The organism is Terrihalobacillus insolitus (assembly GCF_028416575.1).
In the GTDB taxonomy this organism is placed as follows: Bacteria; Bacillota; Bacilli; order Bacillales; family Amphibacillaceae; genus Terrihalobacillus; species Terrihalobacillus insolitus.
This window is the reverse complement of the sequence record NZ_JAMQKB010000002.1, coordinates 84,056-104,274: the sequence shown is the minus strand read 5'-3', so window position 1 is coordinate 104,274 and position 20,219 is coordinate 84,056. Positions and strand designations below refer to the sequence as shown.

At 38.6% G+C, this 20,219-nt stretch carries 24 protein-coding genes; 23 read left to right on the top strand and 1 reads right to left on the bottom strand.

The window, feature by feature from the left end; all coding sequences use genetic code 11:
- Positions 1-5 precede the first annotated feature (5 nt).
- From fapR to rnc, 6 genes are all read left to right on the top strand, one after another.
- Positions 6-599 (top strand): transcription factor FapR, encoded by a 594-nt coding sequence (gene fapR / locus NC797_RS03705; protein WP_272435349.1) that lies wholly within the window; start codon positions 6-8, stop codon positions 597-599.
- A complete protein-coding gene (gene plsX, locus NC797_RS03700) occupies positions 583-1,584 on the top strand; it encodes a phosphate acyltransferase PlsX (RefSeq protein ID WP_272435348.1) in 1,002 nt (333 codons plus the stop codon). Before fapR ends, plsX begins: the two co-directional genes overlap by 17 nt.
- A 6-nt stretch (positions 1,585-1,590) precedes the next feature.
- Positions 1,591-2,535: an ACP S-malonyltransferase gene (gene fabD, locus NC797_RS03695; protein WP_272435347.1), complete on the top strand. Its 945-nt coding sequence runs from the start codon at positions 1,591-1,593 to the stop codon at positions 2,533-2,535.
- Positions 2,535-3,275 carry a 3-oxoacyl-[acyl-carrier-protein] reductase gene (gene fabG, locus NC797_RS03690; protein ID WP_272435346.1) on the top strand — a complete coding sequence of 247 codons (741 nt, stop codon included), beginning with the start codon at positions 2,535-2,537 and terminating at the stop codon, positions 3,273-3,275. The genes fabD and fabG overlap by 1 nt, the downstream gene beginning before the upstream one ends.
- Before the next feature lie 120 nt (positions 3,276-3,395).
- Complete coding sequence (gene acpP, locus NC797_RS03685; RefSeq protein ID WP_272435345.1) at positions 3,396-3,629, top strand: acyl carrier protein; 234 nt, start codon at positions 3,396-3,398, stop codon at positions 3,627-3,629.
- 249 nt (positions 3,630-3,878) lie between these two features.
- Positions 3,879-4,571: a ribonuclease III gene (gene rnc / locus NC797_RS03680; RefSeq protein WP_272435344.1), complete on the top strand. Its 693-nt coding sequence runs from the start codon at positions 3,879-3,881 to the stop codon at positions 4,569-4,571.
- A gap of 78 nt (positions 4,572-4,649) precedes the next feature.
- Here rnc and NC797_RS03675 read toward each other — a convergent pair whose 3' ends face one another.
- On the bottom strand, positions 4,650-4,871 hold the full coding sequence (locus NC797_RS03675) for a DUF1128 domain-containing protein (protein ID WP_272435343.1): 222 nt from the start codon (positions 4,869-4,871) through the stop codon (positions 4,650-4,652).
- 152 nt (positions 4,872-5,023) lie between these two features.
- Here NC797_RS03675 and smc point away from each other — a divergent pair, with 152 nt between their 5' ends.
- The 17 genes from smc to sucD all read left to right on the top strand — a co-directional run bounded on the left by smc (position 5,024) and on the right by sucD (position 20,163).
- Positions 5,024-8,590 (top strand): chromosome segregation protein SMC, encoded by a 3,567-nt coding sequence (gene smc, locus NC797_RS03670; RefSeq protein ID WP_272435342.1) that lies wholly within the window; start codon positions 5,024-5,026, stop codon positions 8,588-8,590.
- A gap of 16 nt (positions 8,591-8,606) precedes the next feature.
- A complete protein-coding gene (gene ftsY / locus NC797_RS03665) occupies positions 8,607-9,602 on the top strand; it encodes a signal recognition particle-docking protein FtsY (RefSeq protein WP_272435341.1) in 996 nt (331 codons plus the stop codon).
- Positions 9,603-9,700: 98 nt separating this feature from the next.
- On the top strand, positions 9,701-10,027 hold the full coding sequence (locus tag NC797_RS03660) for a putative DNA-binding protein (RefSeq protein ID WP_272435339.1): 327 nt from the start codon (positions 9,701-9,703) through the stop codon (positions 10,025-10,027).
- A 13-nt stretch (positions 10,028-10,040) separates the two neighbouring features.
- Positions 10,041-11,384, top strand: a complete 1,344-nt coding sequence (ffh, locus tag NC797_RS03655; protein ID WP_272435338.1) for a signal recognition particle protein — start codon at positions 10,041-10,043, stop codon at positions 11,382-11,384.
- Between the two features lie 80 nt (positions 11,385-11,464).
- Positions 11,465-11,737 carry a 30S ribosomal protein S16 gene (gene rpsP, locus NC797_RS03650; RefSeq protein WP_272435337.1) on the top strand — a complete coding sequence of 91 codons (273 nt, stop codon included), beginning with the start codon at positions 11,465-11,467 and terminating at the stop codon, positions 11,735-11,737.
- A 14-nt stretch (positions 11,738-11,751) separates the two neighbouring features.
- Complete coding sequence (locus NC797_RS03645; protein ID WP_272435336.1) at positions 11,752-11,979, top strand: KH domain-containing protein; 228 nt, start codon at positions 11,752-11,754, stop codon at positions 11,977-11,979.
- A gap of 111 nt (positions 11,980-12,090) precedes the next feature.
- Positions 12,091-12,477 carry a YlqD family protein gene (locus NC797_RS03640; RefSeq protein ID WP_272435335.1) on the top strand — a complete coding sequence of 129 codons (387 nt, stop codon included), beginning with the start codon at positions 12,091-12,093 and terminating at the stop codon, positions 12,475-12,477.
- 13 nt (positions 12,478-12,490) lie between these two features.
- Positions 12,491-13,006: a ribosome maturation factor RimM gene (gene rimM / locus NC797_RS03635; RefSeq protein ID WP_272435334.1), complete on the top strand. Its 516-nt coding sequence runs from the start codon at positions 12,491-12,493 to the stop codon at positions 13,004-13,006.
- Entirely contained in the window at positions 13,006-13,743 is a 738-nt protein-coding gene (gene trmD, locus NC797_RS03630; protein ID WP_272435332.1) for a tRNA (guanosine(37)-N1)-methyltransferase TrmD, read from the top strand. Before rimM ends, trmD begins: the two co-directional genes overlap by 1 nt.
- 142 nt (positions 13,744-13,885) lie before the next feature.
- On the top strand, positions 13,886-14,230 hold the full coding sequence (rplS, locus tag NC797_RS03625) for a 50S ribosomal protein L19 (protein WP_272435331.1): 345 nt from the start codon (positions 13,886-13,888) through the stop codon (positions 14,228-14,230).
- A 118-nt stretch (positions 14,231-14,348) separates the two neighbouring features.
- Positions 14,349-14,906: a signal peptidase I gene (gene lepB, locus NC797_RS03620; protein WP_272435330.1), complete on the top strand. Its 558-nt coding sequence runs from the start codon at positions 14,349-14,351 to the stop codon at positions 14,904-14,906.
- 12 nt (positions 14,907-14,918) lie between these two features.
- Positions 14,919-15,773 (top strand): ribosome biogenesis GTPase YlqF, encoded by an 855-nt coding sequence (gene ylqF / locus NC797_RS03615; RefSeq protein WP_272435329.1) that lies wholly within the window; start codon positions 14,919-14,921, stop codon positions 15,771-15,773.
- Between the two features lie 127 nt (positions 15,774-15,900).
- Entirely contained in the window at positions 15,901-16,689 is a 789-nt protein-coding gene (locus tag NC797_RS03610; protein WP_272435328.1) for a ribonuclease HII, read from the top strand.
- A 1-nt stretch (position 16,690) separates the two neighbouring features.
- Positions 16,691-17,710 (top strand): hypothetical protein, encoded by a 1,020-nt coding sequence (locus tag NC797_RS03605; protein ID WP_272435327.1) that lies wholly within the window; start codon positions 16,691-16,693, stop codon positions 17,708-17,710.
- Complete coding sequence (locus NC797_RS03600; protein WP_272435326.1) at positions 17,707-17,985, top strand: EscU/YscU/HrcU family type III secretion system export apparatus switch protein; 279 nt, start codon at positions 17,707-17,709, stop codon at positions 17,983-17,985. Before NC797_RS03605 ends, NC797_RS03600 begins: the two co-directional genes overlap by 4 nt.
- A 73-nt stretch (positions 17,986-18,058) precedes the next feature.
- On the top strand, positions 18,059-19,219 hold the full coding sequence (gene sucC / locus NC797_RS03595; protein ID WP_272435325.1) for an ADP-forming succinate--CoA ligase subunit beta: 1,161 nt from the start codon (positions 18,059-18,061) through the stop codon (positions 19,217-19,219).
- Positions 19,220-19,260: 41 nt separating this feature from the next.
- Entirely contained in the window at positions 19,261-20,163 is a 903-nt protein-coding gene (sucD, locus tag NC797_RS03590; protein WP_272435323.1) for a succinate--CoA ligase subunit alpha, read from the top strand.
- Positions 20,164-20,219: the final 56 nt, after the last annotated feature.

Here is a 20,219-nt window from a genome sequence, read left to right as displayed (position 1 = left end):
TAAACATGAAAACACATAAAAAGGAACGTCAAACATTGCTGCGTGAAGCAATTCAAAGTACGCCGTTTGTAACGGACGAAGAATTGGCAAAACGTTTTGAAGTGAGTATCCAAACAATTCGATTAGACCGAATGGAGATGTCCATTCCAGAATTACGAGAACGTATTAAATCCGTTGCAACGTATCAGTGGAATGAGACAGTAAAGGCACTGCCAATTGATGAAGTTATCGGAGAAATGGTTGATTTGGAATTAGATAACCGAGCGATATCTATCCTTGACATTAGTAAGGAACATGTTTTTTCAAGGAATCAAATTGCGAGAGGTCATCATCTGTTTGCACAAGCAAATTCTCTTGCAGTTGCCGTAATAAATGATGAGCTTGCATTAACAGCACGCGCTGACATTAAGTTTATGCGCCAGGTTAAAAGTGGTGAAAGAGTAATCGCTAAGGCAACTGTTACTGGCAAGGATCCAAAGGGAAGAACCGTTGTCGAAGTTGACAGCTATGTTGATCAGGATCACGTTTTTTCAGGGGTGTTTGAGATGTATCGTTCTAATGAACACAAAGGAGTAGAAACAGATGAGAATCGCAGTTGATGCAATGGGTGGAGACCATGCCCCAAAAGAGATCGTCTTAGGCTCGATGGAAGCTGTTCGGCAGATTTCTGATTTAACGATTACGCTCGTTGGGGATCAGGAAAAAATTTCTCCATTTTTAACAGATGATACGAATATAGAAATACTACATACAACGGAATATATTACGAGTGAGGATGAACCTGTTAGAGCTGTTCGGCGAAAAAAGACCGCTTCTTTAGTATTAATGGCAAAAGAGGTGAAAGAAAAAAGAGCAGAGGCGTGTATATCAGCAGGTAACACAGGTGCTCTAATGAGTGCTGGATTATTTGTAGTCGGCCGGATCAAAGGGATTGATCGCCCTGCCTTAAGTCCCACCCTCCCAACTGTTAACGGAAAAGGCTTCTTATTGTTAGATGTCGGTGCGAATGTCGATGCAAAGGCCATTCATCTTTTGCAGTATGCCATCATGGGCTCTGTTTATAGTGAAAAAGTAAGAGGGATTACATCGCCTAAGATCGGGTTGTTAAATGTTGGAACTGAAGAAGGAAAAGGAAGTGAATTAACAAAAAAAGCGTTCGCTATGCTTGAGAATGCGCCAATCCATTTTGTGGGAAATGTGGAAGCAAGAGATCTGTTAAACGGTGTGGCAGACGTGGTCGTAACCGATGGATTTAGTGGGAATATCGCATTGAAAACACTCGAAGGTACAGCAATCCATCTTTTCGATATGTTAAAAGAAGTTTTTATGACGAACATGAAATCAAAAATAGCGGCAGGGTTAGTAAAGAATGATTTAAAGACTTTAAAAAACCGACTTGATTACTCTGAATATGGTGGGGCAGGGTTGTTTGGCCTTTCTGCACCTGTGATTAAGGCACATGGGTCCTCTAAAAGTAGGGCAATCTATAATGCAATCAAACAAGCACGTCATATGGCTGCATATAACGTAACCGGAACAATTGAAACAACGATTGATTCGATGGAATTAAACAAGGGGGAATAAGAGGGTATGAAACGGGTAGCTTTTGTTTTTCCAGGTCAAGGTTCACAAGAGGTTGGGATGGGAAAACAACTTTACAATACATATGATCATATTCGTGAACGATTTGATCGTGCTAATGATCTACTAGGCTTTTCCATTACAGAACTAATGTTTAATGGGCAGAAAGAGGAATTGACAAAAACAGAAAATGCTCAGCCAGCATTATTGCTAACTTCGTCTCTTATTAATCAGTTGCTCTATGAAGCAGGGATTAAACCAGTTGTTACTGCTGGACACAGTCTAGGAGAGTATAGTGCATTAGTTGCTTCAGGCTCACTGCAATTGGAGGAAGCAATTCCGCTTGTCCAAAAGCGAGGCCAATTGATGGAGGAAGCATATCCTGCTGGTAGGGGTGCAATGGCCGCGATATTAGGTTTGAACGAGGAAACAATTCAATCTGCATTAGAGGATCTTAATGATACGAATGAGGTAGTAGATATAGCAAACATAAATTGTCCTGGTCAAATTGTTATTTCTGGAACAAAGGCTGGGATTGACCAGGCAACAGAAGTTTTGAAGAATAAAGGTGCCAAACGCATTCTTCCTTTAAATGTGAGTGGACCGTTTCATTCCAGACTTATGAAGCCTGCTAGCAATGAGTTAGCAAAAGCGCTTGCTGAGATAAGCCTAACAGATGCAGAGATCCCTGTTTTTGCTAATGTGACTGCACAACCTGTTACACAGAAAGAAGAGATCAAAGAGCTTTTGATCAAGCAGCTTTATGCACCGGTTCGTTTTGAAGAAATCATCCAACATATTTTAGAAAAAGACGTAGATGCGATTGTAGAGGTTGGAAATGGTAAGGTATTATCTGGATTAGTAAAAAAAGTGAATCGTAGAATGAAAACTTTTGCTGTTCAAGACCAAGAGTCAATTCAGACGTTTATTGATTGGTATAAGGAGGAATCCTAATGTTAAAAGGAAAAGTAGCCCTTGTCACTGGTGGCTCAAGAGGTATAGGTAAGGCAATTGCCTTGGAATTAGCAAAACAAGGCGCCAATGTGGCCGTTAACTATGCTGGTAGTGAGCAAAAGGCGCAGGAAGTCGTCGATGAAATAAAACAATATGCTTCTGATGCTATTAAAATTCAAGCAAATGTGGCGAATGAGGCAGACGTAAAAGCAATGATCAAGACAGTAGTTGAGCAATTTGGCAGCCTAGATATTTTAGTTAACAATGCTGGGATCACGAAAGACAATTTGCTCATGCGTATGAAAGAAGAAGAATTTGATCAAGTTATTCAAACGAACCTTAAGGGTGTATTTCTTTGTACCAAAGGCGTCTCAAGGCAAATGATGAAGCAAAAAAGTGGGAAAATTATAAACATCGCGTCGATTGTTGGGGTAACAGGTAATCCAGGGCAAGCAAATTATGTTGCTGCGAAAGCAGGGGTAATTGGTTTAACGAAAACAACAGCAAAGGAACTTGCCACAAGAAATATTCTTGTTAACGCGGTTGCTCCAGGGTTTATTGAAACAGATATGACCGATCTTTTAACAGAAGAGCAACGCAACAGTATGCTTCAAATGATTCCGTTGGAGCGATTAGGGAAAGCAGAAGACGTAGCAAAGGTTGTACGTTTTCTCGCCTCAGAGGATGGCAATTATGTGACAGGGCAAACCATCCATGTTGATGGCGGAATGGTGATGTAGGGACGCATGGCGACGTAGGTCAGTTCAACGTTACCACAGGACGTGGAAAACTTAGTCGAACTTCCTTATCATTATGAGTAAAATTTTCTTGATAAACACTTGAAAGGGGGTGAGTTTGTAATGGCTGATACGTTTGAAAGAGTCAAAAAAATTGTTGTGGATCGCCTTGATGTGGAAGAGTCCAAAGTAACAATGGAGGCATCCTTTAAAGAGGATCTTGAAGCGGATTCGTTAGACGTAGTTGAGCTTGTAATGGAGCTTGAAGATGAATTTGACACAGAGATTTCTGATGAAGAGGCGGAAAAGATTGCAACTGTTGGTGATGCTGTTAACTACATAAACAGCACGCTATAATAAATATAGACTTTTCTATTTTAAGTACGTGTTCAAAAAGTCGGCAAATTAGAAGCAAGCAGGTCGAGGCGGCGTAGTTTTGAGTAACGGAACGTATGCTTTTAATACGTGAGTAACGAAAAAACAAGCCAACGAAGAGATGCGCAGCTTATCATTTGGTGACTTTTTGAACAACCTCTTTAAACCAAAACAAGCCCCACTACTAGAAGTGGTGGGGTCTTGCTTAAATCTGGAATAGGTGGCATAAGAATGGACTTTAGACAGTTGCAGCAAAAATTACAAGTTACATTTAACGATGAATCGATCCTGAGACAAGCTTTTACCCATTCATCTTATGTGAATGAGCATCGAAAAAAAGTATTTGAGGATAATGAACGACTGGAATATTTAGGTGACGCTGTGTTAGAACTAGGGATATCACAATATTTATATAGAAGTTATCCAAAGATGGCAGAAGGTGAAATGACAAAGTTAAGAGCTGCCATTGTATGTGAACCCTCTTTAGTAAGCTTTGCAATTGATTTGCAATTTGGTGAACTCATCCTTCTTGGTAAAGGGGAGGAAATGACTGGAGGTAGAAATAGGCCAGCATTACTCGCAGATGTTTTTGAAGCTTTTATTGGTGCTCTTTATCTTGATCAGGGTTTTGATGTGGTTCTCACCTTTCTTGAAAAATATGTGTATCCAAAAATAAGCAAAGGTGCTTTTTCACATGCGATGGATTACAAAAGCCAGCTTCAGGAAATTGTTCAAAGTAACAAAGATGGCAATGTGGAGTATGTAATCGTGAACGAAAAGGGGCCTGCCCATAATAGAGAATTTGTTGCACAAGTGATGATTAAACAACAAACTGCTGGAATCGGTTATGGTCGTACAAAAAAAGAAGCCGAACAACGTGCTGCAAAAAAAGCATTAGATCAATTTGGAAACGATCATTCATAACTGCCTGATAAAGAACTGATACCGACCAATCGGTGTCAGTTCTTTATCAGATATTATAATTTCCTGATTATAAAATGCTTATTTCCGCATTGTTGCCAACTCTTGTTTGAAAGCTTGAGTTTCAGCGACACTTAGGTGTCCTTTTTGCTTAATTAAATCGTACAATGATTTAATTTCGTCATACTTTGATAAATTGTAGTCCTTTGGATCCATAATCGATCGGTTTACGACCTGTAACCGTGCTGCAATCTCATCAATAATAATTTTAAGGTTTTCTTCTGTTGGTTCATTTAAACTCACTTCAACAACTCCTCTTTACTTTATCATTGGCAACCTATTAAGACCTACATCTTTATGATAAAATAAATAGGTTGAAAAAATCAAAAATGAAACAATAAATATAAGTGCGTGTTCAAAAAGATAGATGATTATGATCGTATAGGAGAATGACTATGTTCCTAAAACGTTTAGAAAGCGTAGGGTTTAAATCATTTGCAGAACGAATTTCAGTTGAGTTTGTTCCTGGGGTGACAGCTGTTGTTGGCCCAAACGGAAGCGGAAAAAGTAATATTACAGATGCGATCCGCTGGGTTTTAGGAGAGCAGTCAGCAAAATCACTTCGCGGTTCTAAAATGGAGGATATCATTTTTCAAGGGAGTGATTCACGTAAAGCTCTTAATGTTGCGGATGTTACGTTAACCCTTGACAATAGTTGTAAGACGCTTCCAGTTGATTTTGAAGAAGTAAGTGTAACAAGAAGGGTTTATCGCTCAGGGGAAAGTGAATTCTTAATCAACAAACAACCTTGTAGGCTTAAAGATATCATTGATTTGTTTTTAGATTCTGGTCTTGGCAGGGAAGCATTTTCGATTATTAGCCAAGGTAAGGTGGAGGAAATTTTAAGTTCTAAGCCTGAAGAAAGAAGGTCTATTTTTGAGGAAGCGGCTGGAGTTTTAAAATATAAACAACGAAAAAAGAAAGCAGAATACAAGTTAGCTGAAACACAGGAAAATTTGAATCGAATCGAAGACATTATTTTTGAAATAGAAGGTCAATTAGACCCATTAAAGGAACAAGCAGCAATTGCTGAAGACTATTTAATAAAAAAGGAAGAATTAAAAGAAAAAGAAATTTCGTTACTTATAGCAGAAATTGAAACCCTTCACAGCCAATGGCAGCAATTACTTCGTGAAATAGATAATGAGCGAGAGCAGGAAATGCAGTTAAAAACACGAGTACAGCAACAGGATGCCAGCATTGAGAACGAAAGAAGTGCATTACATGAATTGGATCAATCAATTGAAAAATTGCAGGAACGGCTGCTCGTTTTAACACAAGAGTTAGAAAACTTAGAAGGAAATAGGAAGCTAATCAATGAGAGGTTTCGGCATTTTGAACAAAATAGATCGAAATTGGAGCATGAACAAGAGGAGTTAACACAACGTGAGGCAAGCTTACTATCAGAACTCGTAATAGAAAAAGCAAAGCTAGATGAATGTGTACAACAAATGAAGAAAACAAAGAAACAGGCGGATGAAATAGCAAATAAACTCCATCAAGCAGACGGTGGAATGGATAACGACATTGAAGAATTAAAGAGTGAATATATCGACAGGTTAAACGATCAGGCAGCTACTCGAAATGAAAGACAATCTCTTGCAAAACAGCTAGAGCAAATCGCCTTCAAAAGAAATAGGCAGCGCGAAAAATTCGAGGAAATCATTCATGATCGTGATCAAATTAAAACTGCATTAGCGTCTCTTTACCAGACGCTAGACGAGCGAAAAAGAAAAAGGCAAGAGGCAGAACAAATATTTCATCAAGAAAAGCTCCGTTTAGAAAAAGACAATGAAAGCTATCAAGAGGCACAGACAAAGCTGTACAAAGGGTATCAGTATATTGAAAAAATAAAGTCAAAAAAAGAAATGCTTGAAGAAATGAAAGAGGATTTTCAAGGTTTTTTTCAAGGTGTAAAAGAAATATTGAAAGCTAGAGAGGACAAAGTTCTTTTCAACATTGAAGGGGCTGTGATCGAGCTTATTCAAGTGCCAAATGACTACATTTCTGCTATTGAAACAGCTTTGGGCGGACAGGCCCAGCATATTGTCGTGAAAGATGAGGCTACAGCACGTAATGCGATACAATGGCTGAAAAAAAACAACAAGGGTCGTGCAACATTTTTACCATTATCCACGATACAAGCAAAACAAATTTCAAAGGATCTTCTAAATGGTATTTGGAATATAGAAGGCTTTGTTGGGGTTGCGTCCGATTTGGTCGAGTTTGAGTCAAAGTATCAACAAGCAATTAAGCACATTCTTGGGAATGTCATCATTGCTAAGAATTTAAAATCTGCAAACGAGATTGCAGCGAGACTGCATCGGAGATTTCGTGTTGTAACATTAGACGGAGATGTTGTAAACCCTGGAGGCTCGATGGCTGGTGGTGCTAAGAAGAAAACAAACCAGTCTCTTTTCACAAGAGAAAAGGATCTGAATGAAGTAACCGAAAAGCTTACGGAGTTTGAAGCGAAAGCCGAGCAATTTGAACGAAAGGTGACGAAGCTAAAACAAGCTATCAAAACACAAGAAGACAAGCTAGAAGAACAACGAAGCCTCATTAATGATAAGGTACAACAGGAACAAGAGTCCCAAGCAAAGGTGTCGGAGCTTGAAATTAAATTAAGTCATGTGAGTGAAAATTTATCGGTTTATGATCAGGATAACGAGCAATTTGAAAAGGATTCGGATAGTTTAAAACAACGAGACTTGGAATTATCAGAAGTTTTAATAAGGCTTGAAAATGAGCTGGCAGAAATCCAACATCAAATGGATACATTAACTGCCCAACAAACCGAAAATCGACAGAACAAATCACAGCTACAGACGAAGCATCATGAGTTAGAAGTGACCCTTGCTCAACAGGATGCGCGGGTCAAGAATCAACAGGAAAAAACGAGGACTCTTGAAGCAGGAATAGAAGAAGTGAAGCAAGCATTACACGATAATCAGGAGCAGTGGGATCAACTTATCCAATTAAATGAATCTGAAGCAACAGAAGAAGAGTTAGCAGTCCAAATAGAGGAAAAACAATCGGATAAAGATCATGTAACATCCTTGATTCAATCGACACGACAAGAGCGCTATAACCGCTCTCAAAAAATGCAGGATCAGGAAAGAGAAATGAAAGAGCAAAACAGGCTGCATCATTCTTTATTACAAGCATTACAAGATAAAGAAGTAAAGGCAAATCGATTGGACGTTGAATTAGAAAACAGACTTAGCCATCTCCAAACAGAGTATCTTTTAACATTTGAAAAAGCAAAGAACACCTTTCAGAAAGCGGAGGATTTGGATGAAGCAAAGCGTTCTGTTCGATTAATAAAACGAGCTATTGATGAGCTTGGTACGGTTAACATTGGTGCAATTGATGAATATAAACGAATAGAAGAGCGCTATCAATTCCTATCCGAACAAAAAGACGATCTTGTCCAAGCAAAAGCAACATTATATGATGTCATCTCAGAGATGGATGGTGAAATGACACGTAAATTTGATGAAACGTTTTCGAAAATTAAAGAAGAATTTCGGATTGTATTTCAGGAACTGTTTGGAGGAGGAAAGGCAGAGCTTAAATTAACGGCACCGGAAAACCTTTTAGATACTGGTGTGGACATTATTGCACAACCACCAGGTAAGAAATTACAACACTTGGGCTTGTTATCTGGTGGAGAGAGAGCACTTACCGCAATTGCCCTATTGTTTGCTATTTTAAGGGTTCGACCTGTACCATTTTGTGTTTTAGACGAAGTGGAAGCTGCGCTTGATGAAGCGAATGTAAACAGGTTTGCGCGTTATGTCAAAATGTTTAGTGAAAAGACTCAGTTCATCGTCATAACGCATCGGAAGGGAACAATGGAAGAAGCAGATGTATTATACGGTGTCACTATGCAGGAATCCGGTGTTTCTCGGATGGTATCCGTTCGATTCGAAGATACAGCAGAACTAGTGAAATCGTAAAGAGAGGAAGTAGGTAATGGGTTTTTTAAAAAAACTGAAAGATAAATTCGCTGACAATCCAGATACGTCAACAGAAAACTATAAAGAAGGGTTATCAAAAACGAGAACTTCTTTTTCAAGCAAAATAAATGACCTCGTCGCAAAGTACCGAAAAGTGGACGAGGATTTCTTTGAGGACTTAGAAGAGATTCTTATTTCTGCAGATGTCGGTGTATCTACAGTGATGGAATTAATTGATGAATTAAAGATGGAAGTGAAGCGAAGAAACATTAAGGAAACAAAAGAGGTAAAGGAAGTTATTTCTGAAAAACTTGTTGATATTTATTATGGCGAGGACAGTGAAGAGTTAGAGAAATTAACGTATGCAGATCAAGGGCTTACTGTCATGTTATTCGTCGGTGTTAACGGGGTTGGAAAAACAACTACGATTGGTAAAGTTGCTCATAAATTAAAACAAAGTGGAAAAAAGGTTGTTCTCGCTGCTGGAGATACTTTTCGTGCTGGTGCAATTGAACAGCTAGAGGCATGGGGTGAAAGGGTCGGTGTTGAAGTAGTTAAAAATAATGCTGGAAGTGATCCTGCCTCCGTTATTTTTGATGGAATTCAAGCGGCCAAATCTCGTCAAGCAGATGTTCTTTTATGTGACACAGCAGGGAGACTGCAAAACAAGGTCAATCTAATGAATGAGCTTTCTAAGGTGAAACGTGTAATAGAGCGAGAAATCCCTGGTGCACCCCACGAAGTTTTGCTCGTGTTGGATGCAACAACTGGCCAAAATGCAATGAGTCAAGCGAAAACTTTTTCGGATGCAACAAACGTTACTGGTATCGTTCTGACGAAATTAGATGGGACAGCTAAAGGGGGAATCGTTCTAAGGATTCGGAATGAACTTCATCTTCCTGTAAAGTTTGTAGGCTTAGGAGAAAAGCTATCCGATCTAGAAACATTTAATGCACAGGCATTTGTTTATGGCTTGTTTGCGGATATGTTAGAAGAAACAGAAGAAAAATAGCTCGTTTTTCAGGATGAAGTTATAGCACACCCATAGCCTTTTAAGCTAAAATAGGAAAAAGAACATTGTTTTAAAACATTGGATGAGGAGTGCTTATATTGTTAGAGAAAACAACGCGAATCAATTTTCTATTCGACTTTTATCAAGCACTACTGACACCTAAGCAAAGAAATTATATGGAAATGTATTATTTAGAAGATTACTCTCTAGGAGAGATTTCAGAATCGCACAATGTGTCTAGACAAGCAATCTATGATAACATACGTAGAACAGAAGCAATGATCGAGGCTTATGAAGAAAAGCTACAGTTATATAGCAAATTTTTGAAAAGAAAAACGCTGCTAGAAGAAATGGAACAGGCATTAACCAATCAAGATGTAGAACATATAAAACAATTGGTTGATGTATTAAAAGAATTAGATTAGGAGGACTCCTTCTATGGCATTTGAAGGTTTATCTGAGAGGCTCCAACAAACGATCCAAAAAATCAAAGGAAAAGGGAAAGTCACGGAGCAAGATGTGAAGGAAATGACGAGAGAAGTTCGCTTAGCCTTATTAGAGGCAGATGTGAACTTTAAAGTGGTCAAAGATTTTATTAAGCGCATAAAAGAAAGAGCAGTTGGCCAAGAAGTAATGGAGAGCCTAACACCTGGACAACAAGTTATTAAAGTTGTAAAAGAGGAACTGACAGCATTAATGGGTGGCGAACAAAGTAAGATCGCTGTAGCAGATCGTCCGCCAACCGTTATCATGATGGTAGGTTTGCAAGGTGCAGGTAAAACGACTACTACAGGGAAATTGGCAAACCTGCTTAGAAAAAAATATAACCGAAATCCGATGCTAGTTGCAGCGGACGTATACAGGCCTGCAGCAATAAATCAATTACAAACGTTAGGTAAGCAATTAAATATGCCAGTGTTTTCTCTTGGTACGGAGGCAAACCCTGTCGATATTGCAGCCAAGGCTGTTGAGGAAGCTAAACGAGAACACAATGATTATGTCATTGTGGATACGGCAGGTAGACTGCATGTGGACAATGACCTGATGGACGAACTACAGCAAATAAAAGCAAGTGTCAATCCTGACGAAATTTTCCTTGTAGTAGATGCAATGACAGGGCAGGATGCTGTCAATGTAGCAGAGAGTTTTAATGATCAGCTTGATTTAACGGGTGTGGTTCTTACTAAATTAGATGGGGATACTCGAGGTGGTGCAGCTCTATCCATTAAGGCTGTTACAGATAAGCCGATTAAATTTGCGGGAATGGGTGAAAAGTTAGACGAATTAGAAGACTTTCATCCGGAGAGAATGGCATCTAGAATTCTTGGTATGGGTGATATGCTATCCCTTATCGAAAAGGCTCAAGAGAATGTAGATGAAAAGCGCGTGAAAGAACTTGAGCAAAAAATGCGTTCTGCCTCCTTTACTTTCGATGATTTTTTGGAGCAAATGGGACAGGTAAAAAACATGGGTCCATTAGAGGATATCATTGGCATGTTACCAGGCGCCAATAAGATGAAAGGGTTAAAAAATATTCAGTTTGATGAAAAACAGCTTGTTCATGTTGAAGCCATCATTCAATCGATGACAAAAAAAGAAAGACAAGAGCCAAGTATCATTAATGCAAATAGAAAAAAAAGAATCGCGAAAGGCTCAGGTAGAACGGTATCTGAGGTGAATCGCTTATTAAAGCAATTTGAAGAGATGAAAAAAATGATGAAACAAATGTCCAATATGCAAAAAGGAAAAAAAGGAAAGGGATTTAATTTCCCTTTCATGTAATGGAAAAACACTTTACAGACAAATGAACTTCTGATACAATCTAAAATTGTGAAATGATTATTAAATTGGAGGTGCAAAACATGGCCGTAAAAATTCGCTTAAAGCGTATGGGTTCAAAAAGAAATCCATTTTACCGTGTAGTTGTGGCAGATTCACGTTCACCTCGTGATGGACGTTTAATTGAACAAATTGGTACGTACAATCCAGTAGCTAATCCTGTAGAAGTAAAATTGGATGAAGAAAAAGCTCTAGACTGGATGGCAAAAGGTGCAAAGCCAAGTGATACAGTTCGCAATTTGTTTTCAAATGAAGGCATCATGAAGAAATTCCACGACCTTAAAAACCAAAAGTAAAGTAGTGTGATATCATGAAAGCCTTAATCGAAACGATCGTTACTCCACTGGTTGATTTTCCTGACGAAATTGTTGTAACAGAAAAGGAAGAAGAACACAAAATCACGTATCATTTAACTGTGAATCAAACAGATGTGGGAAAAGTAATCGGAAAAAATGGGCGTATCGCTAAAGCGATACGGACAATTGTCTATGCTGCTGGATCGGATTCAAAAAAGCGTATTTATCTTGATATAATGTAAAGTGGGAGAGGGTCTTACCTTTCCCTTTTTTACTAAGATATAACTTAAGTACGTATTTTATAATGTGATCACTGTTCCATCTATGCTTTTTTAGAAAGGCTGGAGCGCAAGATGAAAATAATACAAAAAATACCCATTAAACAGGTCTTAACGGAAAGTAGTAAAACAAAAATTGAAAATCAGTTTCATAAGCACAAGGTGCAGCTTGAACAAGAGTGTCAACAGCTTCAATTTGAACAGCGTAAGCTTCAGCATAAATCAGGCGTTTCCAAAGAGGATGTAACAAAACGATTTCATGCAGAAATATCCAAACGAAAAGACAAAATAAAATGGATTGATTTTCAAATAGAACAATTAGACATACTACCGCTTGGTAGTGAGATTACTGAAGATGAAGTTGAAGCTCTTGTTGAAGTTAATGAAGGTTTAAATTGGGATGAACTGATGAAAGAAAGGGCAATCATAGTAAAAGACGGAACCGTTATTCGAATCAAATAGTAGGTGAACAAAAATGAGCAGTATGTACAATGTTGGGAAGATTGTCAACACGCACGGTATTAATGGCGAAGTTCGTGTCATTCGTATAACAGATTTTGAAGAAAGATTTCAAAAAGGTCAAACGCTCTACTACAAAAAGCGTGAAGAATCAGATCCAATTCCATTAGTAATTGACGGACATCGCAAGCATAAGCAATTTGATTTGTTACACTTTGAGTCACATCATTCGATCAATGATGTGGAACAGCTTATGGGAACAATGTTAATGGTAAGTGAAGATCAGCTTGGTGTTTTAGATGAAGGAGAGTACTACTACCATGAAATTATTGGGTGCCACGTTTATACAATGACTGGAGAAGCTCTTGGCGTTGTCAAAGAAATACTCTCTCCTGGGGCAAATGATGTATGGGTCGTGCAGCGGAATGGGAAAAAGGATGTATTGATTCCCTATATTGATGATGTAGTAAAAGAAGTGAACATAGAGACGAAATCGATCAAAATAGAGCCGCTTGAAGGGTTGATTGACTAATGCGGATAGACATCCTTACTTTGTTTCCAGAAATGTTTCAGGGCGTTTTTGAAACGTCGATTCTGAGGAAAGCAAATGAATTAGGCGCTTTTCAATACAATTTTGTTAATTTCAGGGATTACACTGAAAATAAACATCATAAAGTAGATGATTATCCTTATGGTGGTGGAGCTGGCATGGTATTATCACCTCAGCCTATTTTTGATGCGGTTGGAGCTATTCAACAAAAGAGTAAAACGAAGCCTAGAGTAATACTTATGTGTCCACAAGGGGAAACACACACACAGAAAAAATCTGTAGAGCTTTCAAAGGAAGAGCATCTCGTATTTATTTGTGGTCATTATGAAGGATATGATGAGCGTATTCGAGAACATTTAGCCACTGATGAAATTTCTATTGGAGATTATGTGTTAACAGGTGGCGAACTTGGAGCAATGGTTGTTATTGATAGCGTAGTCCGATTGCTGCCAGGTGTTCTTGGAAATGAAGCATCAGCCCCAGAGGACTCTTTTTCTACTGGTTTACTCGAACATCCTCACTATACAAGGCCAGCTGATTATAAAGGGATGAAGGTACCAGAAGTTTTACTTTCTGGTAATCACGCAAAAATTGAACAATGGCGGAAACAGCAGTCCTTAAAACGGACGTATGAACGTAGAAAAGATTTATTAGAACATTATCCATTGTCACAAACGGATCAAGAATGGTTGAATAAATCTGACCTCACTGATAATTAACTTGTAGTTGAAGTAAGATGATAAATATGGTATATTATTTGTTGTGCTTAAGTAGAAAACTTAGGCCGTATAAACGATGTTCCGCTGTCCTAAACTTGTATTATACTAGATATGAGCATTAGTTTGGAAGGAGTGTAACAAGATGCAACACATAATCGATGAAATAACAAAAGACCAGCTTCGGAGTGATCATCCTGATTTCCGTCCTGGTGACACGGTAAAGGTTCACGTGAAAGTTGTGGAAGGTAATCGTGAGCGTATCCAGGTATTTGAAGGCGTTGTGATTAAGCGTCAAAATGGTGGTATCAGTGAAACTTTCACCGTTCGTAAGATATCTTATGGAGTTGGTGTAGAACGTACTTTTCCAGTTCATTCTCCAAGAGTAGATAAGATTGAAGTTTCTCGTCGTGGTAAAGTCCGTCGTGCGAAACTTTACTATCTACGTAACCTACGCGGGAAAGCTGCACGTATTAAAGAAATTCGCTAATCAATTATTGGAAAGGGGGCTTGCACATACGTCAAGCTCCTTTTTTCCGTATATAAAAAAAATGTTGAAAAGAGATCGCGCATCATAGAATTGCGCACAAAATATTGGAGGTAAGGGTATGGCCAGAGATAAAAACGAATGGCTAGAATGGTTAAAAGCACTTCTTATTGCTGGCTTATTGGCCTTTGTTGTGCGAATGTTTTTGTTTACACCGATCGTAGTGGACGGGCCTTCCATGCAACCAACACTCCATGATGGAGATCGCCTTATCGTGAACAAATTCTCGTATCTAATCGGGGAACCAGATCGATTTGATATTGTTGTGTTCAACGCAACATTAGAAGAAGACTATATAAAACGTGTTATTGGGCTGCCTGGTGATCAGGTAGAAGTAAAGGATGACAAACTATACATAAATGGTAAGCAAATAGACGAACCATTTTTAAACGATACATTAAATAAATTAGGGGAAAATCAACGATATACGAATAACTTTACGATTGAAGACATTCCAAATGGAAAAAGTGAGGTCCCAGAAGATTCCGTACTCGTTCTCGGGGATAACCGCAGTAACTCAACTGATAGTCGTATGTTAGGATTTATATCTTATGACAGGTTGGTTGGTAAAGCCTCATTTCAGTATTGGCCACTTGATCGTATTCAACTTATTAAGTAGTAGGGTGATCGCATGACAATTCAATGGTTTCCTGGCCATATGGCAAAGGCAAAACGACAAGTACAAGAAAAATTAAAGTTAGTAGATTTTGTGATCGAATTGGTGGACGCTAGAGCACCTTATTCCTCGCAAAATCCAATGTTACACAAAGTGATTCAAGACAAAGCTAGACTTGTTGTATTAATGAAAAAAGACTTGGCAGATCCTGATTTTACAGATCGATGGGTATCTTTTTATCGTAAAAACCATGCTGCTGTCGCAGTTGATGTTCAACAGTCAAAGGACATTTCAGCTGTAGTCTCTTCAGCTAAAGAGCTTGGTCAAGATAAGCTTGATAAACTCCTGAAAAAGGGAATTAGACCTCGTCCAGCTAGAGCGATGATTATCGGTATACCAAATGTAGGGAAATCAACACTTATTAATCGTTTGGCCCACAAGAAAATAGCAAAAACTGGTGACAGGCCAGGTGTAACGACTCAACAGCAGTGGATCAAAGTGAAAAAGGATTTTGAACTGCTAGACACGCCGGGAATCCTTTGGCCAAAGTTTGAAGACCAAGAAGTAGGTTACCGTTTAGCTGCAATTGGAACGATAAAAGATCAGTTACTCACTTTAGAAGATATAGCTGCATTTGTTATTCGTTATATGCAGGAGCATTATCCTAACGTATTAAAAGATCGATTTGCTGTTGACCCTAATGTAACGGACATGGTAGATATTTTTGAACAAATTGGACGTAAGCGGGGCTGCCTGGAAAGTGGGGGCAGGGTTAATTTTGAAAAAACAGCAGACATTATTATTCGTGATGTTCGATCAGGGCGATTAGGCAGACTGACGTTAGAAAGTCCTGATCAACTTTTTCCATGAAAAAACAACGAAAATGAAAAAGCAACTCAAAAAAAGGTATGCATCTACGGATGGTACCTTTCATTTTTAATAAAAGAGGATGTTCAAAAAGTGTCGATAATATAGGAAAAGACACGGGGGAGTGACTATGAATCGAACATATACCATTACAGAAGTAAGTAATCTTTTATTTAAAGAAGAATTATCGGAAGAAATGCTGATACAGCTTCGTCAAGATAAGCGAAAAGGGATACAACAATTAATCGAAAAGTATGACAGGGTTCAACAAAAACAGTTAGAATTGAAGGAAAAGTATCAGAGAATGCTTACATATGAGCAAGAGCAATATGTAGCCGGGAAACAATGGATTGCTGGAATGGATGAAGCTGGTAGAGGGCCATTAGCTGGACCAGTAGTGGCAGCGTGTGTTGTATTAAAAAAGGATTTTTATTTGCCTGGACTGAATGATTCGAAACAGTTAACGGAAAAAGCAAGAGAGAAATATTATCCTATTATTATACGAGAGGCTGCTAGTTATGGGGTTGGAATTGTCGAAAGTGATGAAATAGATAGGATCAATATTTTTCAAGCAACAAAAAAGGCAATGAAACAAGCATTTTTTTCTCTAGCTATTTCGCCAGATTATGTATTAATTGATGCGATTCATTTACCTGACATACCTTGTAACAGTCAGGCGCTTACAAAAGGTGACCAAAAAAGTGTATCTATTGCAGCTGCAAGTGTGATCGCAAAAGTAACAAGAGACAGAATAATGAGGGAAATACATGAGAAACATCCGATGTACGATTTTAATACGAATATGGGATATGGGACGAAGAAGCATTTGGAAGCAATTGAAAGGTATGGTGCAACGTCTTATCACCGTAAAACTTTTGCGCCAATTAATCGTATAAAGGTACAGCAAGGGGGCGATTAAGATGGGGGTTCGTACGATCAGTACTGTGTTACAAGCACTGCAAAATAGTGGAGCTAACAGGAACGTATCATTGCAAAATAGTGGAGCTAACAGGAACGTATCATTACAACCCGGACAAATGGTAACAGGTAAAATTCTGAAGTTCTATCCTAATGAACGTGCTCTTGTGAAAATTGGCAATGAAAAAATGATTGCTCAGCTTAAAGCTGCGTTAAATGTTAACACAAATTATTTATTTCGAGTTGGTTCAGTTGGGCAATACTTACGATTAAAAGTCGTTACAGAAAGACCACTTGACCAAACACGATTGAATAGCGAGCAATTGCTACAGGAGCTTCGTTTCACAAGTACGAAGGAACAAAGCCGTTTATTTCAAAGCTTACTACAGCAAAAAATACCATTTTCGAAGGCTGAATTGCAGAACGCTTTTGACATACTTGGGAATTCAAAAAATAAAAACGAGACCATTTCTATCTTAGTAGAGTTATTTAGACGTCAGCTACCGATCACACCTTCTATTTACCAAGCAATTACAACAAAGGAAACGATTCGTTTAGCTAAACTTTTACCAGAAGTGGCTCAAGCTCTAAGTGGCGCACAGCTCATGACACAACAAGAAACAGATACATTCATTCAACTAAGTTTCCAGTTTCCGGGCGGAAGTTTGGGTTTAAAACAAGACATCCGTGTTGACATAAACGGCCATAAAAATGAACAAGGTAAACTTGACCCAAACGATTGTCAAATTTTATTTTATCTTAACCTAGAAAAACTGGAAGAAACAATAATAGATATGAATGTACAAAAAAAAGCCTTACACATAACGATTTACAATGACCATAAACTTATTGGGCCACTAGTTGCTTCTTATCGTCAAACATTAACAGAAGGTTTAAAACGACTGAACTATCATGTAACTTCTCTTAAAGTAAAATCGATTCATCAAGAACAACATCAAGCGGAAAACAACAGCTTTTCAGGTCAGCCCAAGATCAAACAGGGGGTGGATTTTCGAGTATGACAACACATAAAAATAATCAGAAGCAGGCTGTGGCGCTTCGTTATGATCAAATGAAGGACACAGCCCCAAAAGTAACTGCAAGTGGTCGGGGCTATACAGCCGAAACAATGATACAAAAAGCGAAAGACAACAACATTCCTATTCAAGAAGATCATAGTTTCGTTGAACTTTTAGGCGAACTTTCTATAAATGAAACAATTCCAGAAGAGCTCTATCAAGCTACTGCAGAAGTCTTTGCCTATATTTTTCAAATAGATAGACATTTAAAACAATAGCTATTTGTGGACAATATACGACTCTTTTTTATACAATGTAAATGCAGTGACAAAATTGATGGGAGGATGAATAATGAACATTCACGAGTATCAAGGCAAAGAAATATTGCGAAATTTCGGCGTTGCTGTGCCAAATGGCCGTGTTGCATATACCGTTGATGAGGCAGTTGAGGCTGCACAAGCTTTAGGTACAGATGTTACAGTTGTAAAAGCACAAATCCATGCTGGTGGTAGGGGTAAAGCAGGTGGAGTCAAAGTTGCCAAAAAGCTGGATGAAGTGCGTACATATGCTGAAGAAATTTTAGGCAAAACACTTGTTACACACCAAACTGGACCAGAAGGCAAAGAAGTAAAACGTTTACTGATAGAAGAAGGCTGCGATATTCAAAAAGAATATTATGTTGGAGTCGTGCTTGATCGGGCAACATCAAAGGTTGTCATGATGGCATCAGAAGAAGGCGGTACAGAAATTGAAGAAGTAGCAGAGAAAACACCTGAGAAAATTTTTAAAGAGGTAATTGATCCAGTAGTAGGTCTTTCTCCATACCAGGCTCGTAGGTTAGCTTTTAATATTAACATACCACAGGAAACATTGTCTAAGGCCGTCAAGTTTATGATGGGTCTTTATGAAGTTTTTGTTAAAAAAGATTGCTCCATTGCTGAAATCAATCCACTTGTTACAACAGGAGAGGGAGACGTATTAGCGCTGGATGCAAAATTCAACTTTGATGATAATGCACTTTTCCGTCAAAAGGATATTGTAAATTACCGTGATCTAGATGAAGAGGATCCAAAAGAAATTGAAGCATCTAAATACGATTTAAGCTATATTTCTTTGGATGGTAATATTGGCTGTATGGTCAATGGTGCTGGCCTTGCAATGTCAACAATGGATATTATTAAACATTATGGCGGTGATCCCGCAAACTTCCTTGATGTTGGGGGCGGTGCTACTGCAGAGAAAGTAACAGAGGCATTTAAAATCATTTTGTCCGATTCTAATGTAAAAGGTATCTTTGTTAATATTTTTGGCGGCATCATGAAATGTGATGTTATTGCTGAAGGCGTAGTTGAAGCAACAAAACAGGTTGGATTAAGCATACCATTGGTCGTTCGTCTAGAAGGAACGAACGTGGATCTTGGTAAGAAGATTCTATCGGAATCTGGCCTTAATATTACGGCTGCTGAGTCCATGGCGGACGGTGCAGAAAAGATTGTTTCTTTAGTAAAGTAAAAATGAGCAGCTACCCAATTATATAGAAAGGACGGACGAAAATGAGTGTATTTGTAAATAAAGATACAAAAGTGATTGTTCAAGGTATTACAGGTTCAACAGCACTTTTTCATACAAAACAAATGCTTGAGTATGGAACGAAAATAGTTGGTGGTGTCACACCAAAAAAAGGCGGAACAGAAGTAGAAGGTGTACCAGTATTTAATACCGTAAAGGATGCGGTAGATGAAACAGGAGCAAATGCATCGGTTATTTACGTTCCAGCACCTTTTGCAGCAGACGCTATTTTAGAGGCGGTGGATGCTGAATTAGATCTTGTTATTTGTATAACAGAGCATATCCCTGTAATGGATATGGTGAAGGTAAAACGCTATATGGAAGGCAAAAAGACCCGTCTTGTTGGCCCGAATTGTCCTGGTGTAATTACTCCAGAAGAGTGCAAGATCGGCATTATGCCTGGATACATTCATAAAAAAGGTCATGTCGGTGTTGTGTCACGCTCTGGTACACTTACGTATGAAGCTGTACATCAGCTTTCTGAGCAAGGCTTTGGTCAATCTACTGCAGTTGGTATCGGTGGTGACCCAGTTAATGGCACCGACTTTATTGACGTACTGAAGGCATTTAACGATGACCCAGATACACATGCTGTTATGATGATCGGTGAAATCGGTGGAACCGCAGAGGAAGAAGCAGCAGAGTGGGTAAAAGCGAACATGACGAAACCAGTTGTAGGGTTTATTGGCGGAGCTACTGCACCTCCAGGAAAACGTATGGGGCACGCTGGAGCCATTATATCTGGTGGAAAAGGTACAGCTGATGAAAAAATTAAAGTGATGAATAGCTGTGGAATTGAGATTGCAGAAACTCCAGCCGTAATGGGAGATACCTTAATAAATGTGCTAAAAGATAATGGTTTATATGACAAGTGTAAAACACACTAATGAATAGTTATTTGAATAGGCTGGCTTTTTGGGTCAGCCTATTTTCTCCTTCAAGT